The organism is Streptococcus caecimuris (assembly GCF_943193075.1).
GTDB classification, from domain to species: Bacteria; Bacillota; Bacilli; order Lactobacillales; family Streptococcaceae; genus Streptococcus; species Streptococcus caecimuris.
In genome coordinates, this window is sequence record NZ_CALPCT010000042.1 from 1 (window position 1) to 4870 (window position 4870).

At 50.0% G+C, this 4870-nt stretch carries 1 tRNA gene and 2 rRNA genes; all 3 read right to left on the reverse strand.

From position 1 onward, the window contains the following. Nucleotides 1-7: 7 nt before the first annotated feature. Nucleotides 8-2907, reverse strand: a 23S ribosomal RNA gene (locus NFR56_RS09775). Nucleotides 2908-3030: 123 nt separating this feature from the next. Next, nucleotides 3031-3103: transfer RNA gene (locus NFR56_RS09780), tRNA-Ala, on the reverse strand. Between the two features lie 53 nt (nucleotides 3104-3156). Then, a 16S ribosomal RNA gene (locus tag NFR56_RS09785) occupies nucleotides 3157-4704 on the reverse strand. Together the 16S and 23S rRNA genes with 1 tRNA gene alongside form the textbook arrangement of a ribosomal RNA operon. Nucleotides 4705-4870: the final 166 nt, after the last annotated feature.

Consider the following 4870-nt stretch of genomic DNA (forward strand, 5'->3'; position numbering starts at 1 on the left):
TGACTCTTTGGATAAGTCCTCGAGCTATTAGTATTAGTCCGCTCCATTGCTCACACAACTTCCACTCCTAACCTATCTACCTGATCTTCTCTCAGGGCTCTTACTGATATAAAATCATGGGAAATCTCATCTTGAGGTGGGTTTCACACTTAGATGCTTTCAGCGTTTATCCCTTCCCTACATAGCTACCCAGCGATGCCTCTGGCGAGACAACTGGTACACCAGCGGTAAGTCCACTCTGGTCCTCTCGTACTAGGAGCAGATCCTCTCAAATTTCCTACGCCCGCGACGGATAGGGACCGAACTGTCTCACGACGTTCTGAACCCAGCTCGCGTGCCGCTTTAATGGGCGAACAGCCCAACCCTTGGGACCGACTACAGCCCCAGGATGCGACGAGCCGACATCGAGGTGCCAAACCTCCCCGTCGATGTGAACTCTTGGGGGAGATAAGCCTGTTATCCCCAGGGTAGCTTTTATCCGTTGAGCGATGGCCCTTCCATACGGAACCACCGGATCACTAAGCCCGACTTTCGTCCCTGCTCGAGTTGTAGCTCTCGCAGTCAAGCTCCCTTATACCTTTACACTCTGCGAATGATTTCCAACCATTCTGAGGGAACCTTTGGGCGCCTCCGTTACCTTTTAGGAGGCGACCGCCCCAGTCAAACTGCCCGTCAGACACTGTCTCCGTAGATGATTAACCTACCGGGTTAGAGTGGCCATAACACAAGGGTAGTATCCCAACAACGCCTCCATCGAAACTGGCGTCCCGATCTCAATGGCTCCTACCTATCCTGTACATGTGGCACAGACACTCAATATCAAACTGCAGTAAAGCTCCATGGGGTCTTTCCGTCCTGTCGCGGGTAACCTGCATCTTCACAGGTACTAAAATTTCACCGAGTCTCTCGTTGAGACAGTGCCCAAATCATTACGCCTTTCGTGCGGGTCGGAACTTACCCGACAAGGAATTTCGCTACCTTAGGACCGTTATAGTTACGGCCGCCGTTTACTGGGGCTTCAATTCATACCTTCGCTTACGCTAAGCACTCCTCTTAACCTTCCAGCACCGGGCAGGCGTCACCCCCTATACATCATCTTACGATTTAGCAGAGAGCTGTGTTTTTGATAAACAGTTGCTTGGGCCTATTCACTGCGGCTGACTGAAAGCCAGCACCCCTTCTCCCGAAGTTACGGGGTCATTTTGCCGAGTTCCTTAACGAGAGTTCTCTCGCTCACCTGAGGCTACTCGCCTCGACTACCTGTGTCGGTTTGCGGTACGGGTAGAGTATGATTAACGCTAGAAGCTTTTCTTGGCAGTGTGACGTCACTAACTTCGCTACTAAACTTCGCTCCCCATCACAGCTCAATGTTATAGAATTAAGCATTTAACTCAATTCACACCTCACTGCTTAGACGTGCACTTCCAGTCGCACGCTTTAGTTAGCCTACTGCGTCCCTCCTTCACTACATACTCTAGTACAGGAATATCAACCTGTTGTCCATCGGATACACCTTTCGGTCTCTCCTTAGGTCCCGACTAACCCAGGGCGGACGAGCCTTCCCCTGGAAACCTTAGTCTTACGGTGGACAGGATTCTCACCTGTCTTTCGCTACTCATACCGGCATTCTCACTTCTATGCGTTCCAGCGCTCCTCACGGTACACCTTCTCCACACATAGAACGCTCTCCTACCATACCTATAAAGGTATCCACAGCTTCGGTAAATTGTTTTAGCCCCGGTACATTTTCGGCGCAGGGTCACTCGACTAGTGAGCTATTACGCACTCTTTGAATGAATAGCTGCTTCTAAGCTAACATCCTAGTTGTCTGTGCAACCCCACATCCTTTTCCACTTAACAATTATTTTGGGACCTTAGCTGGTGGTCTGGGCTGTTTCCCTTTCGACTACGGATCTTAGCACTCGCAGTCTGACTGCCGACCATAATTCATTGGCATTCGGAGTTTATCTGAGATTGGTAATCCGGGATGGACCCCTCACCCAAACAGTGCTCTACCTCCAAGAATCTTAATGTCGACGCTAGCCCTAAAGCTATTTCGGAGAGAACCAGCTATCTCCAAGTTCGTTTGGAATTTCTCCGCTACCCACAAGTCATCCAAGCACTTTTCAACGTGCCCTGGTTCGGTCCTCCAGTGAGTTTTACCTCACCTTCAACCTGCTCATGGGTAGGTCACATGGTTTCGGGTCTACGACATAATACTATTCCGCCCTATTCAGACTCGGTTTCCCTACGGCTCCGTCTCTTCAACTTAACCTCGCATCATATCGTAACTCGCCGGTTCATTCTACAAAAGGCACGCTCTCACCCATTAACGGGCTCGAACTTGTTGTAGGCACACGGTTTCAGGTTCTATTTCACTCCCCTCCCGGGGTGCTTTTCACCTTTCCCTCACGGTACTGGTTCACTATCGGTCACTAGAGAGTATTTAGGGTTGGGAGATGGTCCTCCCAGATTCCGACGGGATTTCTCGTGTCCCGCCGTACTCAGGATACTGCTAGGTATAAAGACTATTTCGAATACGAGGCTCTTACTCTCTTTGGCTGACCTTCCCATGTCATTCTTCTATAATCTTTAAGTCCACATTGCAGTCCTACAACCCCGAAGAGTAAACTCTTCGGTTTGCCCTCCTGCCGTTTCGCTCGCCGCTACTCAGGCAATCGCTTTTGCTTTCTCTTCCTGCAGCTACTTAGATGTTTCAGTTCACTGCGTCTTCCTCTACCTATCCTTAACAGATAGGAGTACTAGCCATTAGCTAGTGGGTTCCCCCATTCGGACATCTCTGGATCGTCGCTTACTTACAGCTCCCCAAAGCATTTCGTCGTTTGTCACGTCCTTCTTCGGCTTCTAGTGCCAAGGCATCCACCGTGCGCCCTTATTAACTTAACCTTATTTTTGGTCTTGCGACCTAAACTCTTTAAATATTTACAGCGTTTCGGTTTATTTTCTTGTTACTATTTGATATAGATATTCAATTTTCAATGTTCAATCTTAACACCCTTACAGTGTTAATGGAGCCTAGCGGGATCGAACCGCTGACCTCCTGCGTGCAAAGCAGGCGCTCTCCCAGCTGAGCTAAGGCCCCACAAGACCTCTCAAAACTAAACAAGACCAACGTACAGGTTTCCATTTCCTTAGAAAGGAGGTGATCCAGCCGCACCTTCCGATACGGCTACCTTGTTACGACTTCACCCCAATCATCTATCCCACCTTAGGCGGCTGGCTCCAAATGGTTACCTCACCGACTTCGGGTGTTACAAACTCTCGTGGTGTGACGGGCGGTGTGTACAAGGCCCGGGAACGTATTCACCGCGGCGTGCTGATCCGCGATTACTAGCGATTCCGACTTCATGTAGGCGAGTTGCAGCCTACAATCCGAACTGAGACTGGCTTTAAGAGATTAGCTTGCCGTCACCGACTCGCGACTCGTTGTACCAGCCATTGTAGCACGTGTGTAGCCCAGGTCATAAGGGGCATGATGATTTGACGTCATCCCCACCTTCCTCCGGTTTATTACCGGCAGTCTCGCTAGAGTGCCCAACTAAATGATGGCAACTAACAATAGGGGTTGCGCTCGTTGCGGGACTTAACCCAACATCTCACGACACGAGCTGACGACAACCATGCACCACCTGTCACCTCTGTCCCGAAGGAAAACTCTATCTCTAGAGCGGTCAGAGGGATGTCAAGACCTGGTAAGGTTCTTCGCGTTGCTTCGAATTAAACCACATGCTCCACCGCTTGTGCGGGCCCCCGTCAATTCCTTTGAGTTTCAACCTTGCGGTCGTACTCCCCAGGCGGAGTGCTTAATGCGTTAGCTGCGGCACTGAGTCCCGGAAAGGACCCAACACCTAGCACTCATCGTTTACGGCGTGGACTACCAGGGTATCTAATCCTGTTTGCTCCCCACGCTTTCGAGCCTCAGCGTCAGTTACAGACCAGAGAGCCGCTTTCGCCACCGGTGTTCCTCCATATATCTACGCATTTCACCGCTACACATGGAATTCCACTCTCCCCTTCTGCACTCAAGTTAAACAGTTTCCAAAGCGTACTATGGTTAAGCCACAGCCTTTAACTTCAGACTTATCTAACCGCCTGCGCTCGCTTTACGCCCAATAAATCCGGATAACGCTCGGGACCTACGTATTACCGCGGCTGCTGGCACGTAGTTAGCCGTCCCTTTCTGGTAAGTTACCGTCACAGTGTGAACTTTCCACTCTCACACTCGTTCTTCTCTTACAACAGAGCTTTACGATCCGAAAACCTTCTTCACTCACGCGGCGTTGCTCGGTCAGGGTTGCCCCCATTGCCGAAGATTCCCTACTGCTGCCTCCCGTAGGAGTCTGGGCCGTGTCTCAGTCCCAGTGTGGCCGATCACCCTCTCAGGTCGGCTATGTATCGTCGCCTTGGTGAGCCGTTACCTCACCAACTAGCTAATACAACGCAGGTCCATCTCTTAGTGATGCATTTGCACCTTTCAAATCAATATCATGCGATATCGACTTTTATGCGGTATTAGCTATCGTTTCCAATAGTTATCCCCCGCTAAGAGGCAGGTTACCTACGCGTTACTCACCCGTTCGCAACTCATCCGCTCGGTGCAAGCACCAAGCTTCAGCGTTCTACTTGCATGTATTAGGCACGCCGCCAGCGTTCATCCTGAGCCAGGATCAAACTCTCATTAAAATAATTGTTTGTCTTAAACTCATTCTGTCACTGACAGATTTATTGTTTTTTTATTGTTCAGTTACTATAACCTTAGTTATAGCGCCCTGCACATTGGTTCGTCTTGTTCAGTTTTCAAAGGTCTTTGTCGCTCTCGCGCGACAACTATATTAGTATATCATGACCT